This is a genomic window from Stenotrophomonas sp. 2YAF22 (assembly GCF_052114665.1).
GTDB classification, from domain to species: domain Bacteria; phylum Pseudomonadota; class Gammaproteobacteria; order Xanthomonadales; family Xanthomonadaceae; genus Stenotrophomonas; species Stenotrophomonas indicatrix.
The window spans coordinates 1-2,747 of record NZ_JBFRFE010000591.1; the positions used below are offsets into that span (position 1 = coordinate 1).

Here is a 2,747-nt window from a genome sequence, read left to right on the forward strand (position 1 = left end):
GCTTCAACCCGTTTCCTGCGCGCTGGCGCTTGCCTGCCTGCTGGCAGCCGGCCCGGCGCTGGCCGACGCCGCCGCGACGGCTGTACCCGCAGTCGCGCCGCCGTCCACCGGCAGCGATGCCGAGGCCAGCAACAACTTCAGCTTTGTACGTTATCGCGCCGACTACCAGGTGCGCGCCGATGCCGGCAACGTGCAGACTGAAACCTACGAAATCCTGCTCAAGACCAAGGCAGCGGTGGAGCAGTTCAGCCAGGTGCGGTTGAGCTACAGCGAGAAGATGGAAACGCTGGATGTGGTCAACGCTTATACGCTGACCGCCGACGGCCAGCGCCGCGAAGTGCCGGCCGACCGCATCTACACCCAGGAAAGCTATTCCAGTGCCTCGGCGGCGATGTATGCCGACCGCAAGGTCCGGGTGATCGTGTTCCCGAACCTTGCGCCGGGCACGCGGCTGTTCTACCAGGTGCGCCGGACCCAGTTGACGCCCTATTTCCCAGGCTACTTCGGCCTGTGGGAAACCTTCAATGTGTTCACCCAGTACGACGATGCCGAAGTGACCCTCAGCGCGCCGGCCAATCTGCCCATGTTCGTGGACAGCCGTGGCGTGCAGGGCAGTGACCGACCGGTGGTGAAGAACGGCCAGGCGCAATGGCGCTGGCGCTACCAGCGCCGCGAGCCGATGCAGGCGCAGAACTGGTCGGCGGCGGTGTGGGAGTTCGGGCCGAACATCATGGCCAGCACCTATCGCGACTGGGCGCAGATGGGCCGCGCCTACCAACTGAAAGCAGGGCCGGCCGCACAGGTCACCCCGGAGATCCAGGCGCTGGCCGATGAAGTCACCGGCGGCATCAGCGACCGTCGCGCGCAGGCCGATGCGCTGTACCGCTGGGTGGCGCAGAACATCCGCTACGTGGCGGTGTACCTGGGCAATGGCGGCCTGGAGCCGAACAGTGCGCAGAGCATCCTCGACAACCACTATGGCGACTGCAAGGACCACGTAACGATCCTCGAGGCGCTGCTGGCGGCCAAGGGCATCACCAGTTCGCCGGTGCTGATCGGTGCCGGTGGCGGCCCGACGCTGCCGAAGATTCCGCTGCTGGGCCGCTTCAACCACGCCATTACCTACGTGCCCGAGTTCGACCTGTACCTGGATTCGACCAGTGCCTGGGCGCGCTTCGGCCAGCTGCCCGATGGCGACCTCGGTGCGCCGGTGCTGCACACCCGCGATGCCACCCTGGCGCGCACGCCGGCCAATGATCCGCAGCGCAACGCCACGGTGATGGAGGTGCGCTTCACCTTCGACGCGCAGGGCAACCTGCGTGGCGAGACGGTGCCGCAGCTGAGCGACAACGCCGAGATCGGCATGCGCGCGCAGTTCGCCCAGCTCAATGCACAGAACCGGGCGCGCGCTGAAGAATCGATCATGGCCGCGTCCGGTTTCGATGGCCGCGGCCAGCTGCAGCTGCAGGGTGTGCCGGTCGACCTGACCCGGCCGTTTGGCTATCGCATGGCCTTCCAGGCCGAGGACTACGTGGACTTCGATGTGGCCGGCGGCATGGCCGTGCCCGATCCGCCCGGTGGTGAATCGGTACGCGGGCTGTATGCCAGCGCCTCGGCACCGGACAACGAGACGCCGTTCTACTGCAATGCCAGCCTGCGCGAGGAAACCTATCGCCTGCAGTTCCCGGCCAATGCCCCGATCATCGCGATTCCGCGCAGCCAGCGGTTTGCCAATGCGGCCGGCGAGTACCGGGTCGACTGGAGCCGGCAGGGCCAGGAAGTGACCGTGCATCACCGCCTGCAGCAGAACGCGGTGCGCGGCGCCGAGGCGCTGTGCCAGCCGCAGGACTATGCCGCGTTCCGAGCACTGTTCCGCGAGGTACGCCGCGGCTTCCGTGGCCAGGTGCTGTACGGCAAGCTGCCGGCCGCTGGCGGCTGAATCGCCGATCAGCGATCAGGGCGTCATAATGGCGTCCTGATCGCCCATTCATCTTTCGCCGGGCACACTGGCACCCAACTTTCCTGGCCGCGCGCCCACAGGATTCCTGCATGAACCTTCGCCTCCGTCGTTTCCTCGCCACCACCACCCTGGCCGTGGCCTGCGCCGCCGCCGGCAGCGCCTGGGCCGGCGCCCGTGATGACCTGAAGACCTTCACCACCGGCCTGAAGGGTCTGGATGGGCAGTTCAGCCAGCAGGTGTTCGACAGCCGCGGCAAGGTCAAGGAATCCACCAGCGGCCGCGTTGCCTTGTCGGCGCCGCGCCTGTTCCGCTGGGAATACGTGCGCCCGCATGAACAGCTGATCGTGGCCGACGGCAAGAAGGTGTGGATGTTCGAGCCGGACCTGGAACAGGCGACCGTGCGCGAGCAGGGCAAGGAAGAGCAGAACAGCCCGCTGACCGCGCTGATCAACCCGGCGCTGCTGGAGCAGCAGTACGACGTAAGTGAAGAGGCTGCACAGCGCGATGGCCTGCAGTGGCTGTCGCTGTCGCCGAAGCGCGATACCGAAGCCAGCTTCCAGTACGCCGCGCTGGGCTTCAATGCGCAGGGCCTGGCGAAGATGGAGATCACCGATGCCGTGGGCCAGCGCACCGTGATCAGCTTCAGTGGCTGGAAGCGCAACCCCAGCTTCGCCGCCAACACCTTCCGCTTCACCCCGCCGGCCGGCACCGACGTCATCGGCAACTGATTTTCAATGGTAGTGCCGGCYGCTGGCCGGCAACTGCAGGATTGCCGAGGTTGCCGGCC

General features: G+C 66.8%; 2 protein-coding genes. Both read left to right on the plus strand.

Annotated elements, in window-relative coordinates; genetic code table 11:
* Nucleotides 1-1,939: DUF3857 domain-containing protein (locus tag AB4Y84_RS18600; RefSeq protein WP_442250630.1), on the plus strand; the 1,939-nt coding region annotated here is incomplete at its 5' end.
* A gap of 110 nt (nucleotides 1,940-2,049) precedes the next feature.
* Nucleotides 2,050-2,688 carry an outer membrane lipoprotein chaperone LolA gene (lolA, locus tag AB4Y84_RS18605; protein WP_100552505.1) on the plus strand — a complete coding sequence of 213 codons (639 nt, stop codon included), beginning with the start codon at nucleotides 2,050-2,052 and terminating at the stop codon, nucleotides 2,686-2,688.
* Nucleotides 2,689-2,747: the final 59 nt, after the last annotated feature.

Bases quoted from the DNA above. Each gene is read 5' to 3' on its own strand.
- lolA (WP_100552505.1), top strand. From the start codon at position 2,050: ATGAACCTTCGCCTCCGTCGTTTCCTCGCCACCACCACCCTGGCCGTG.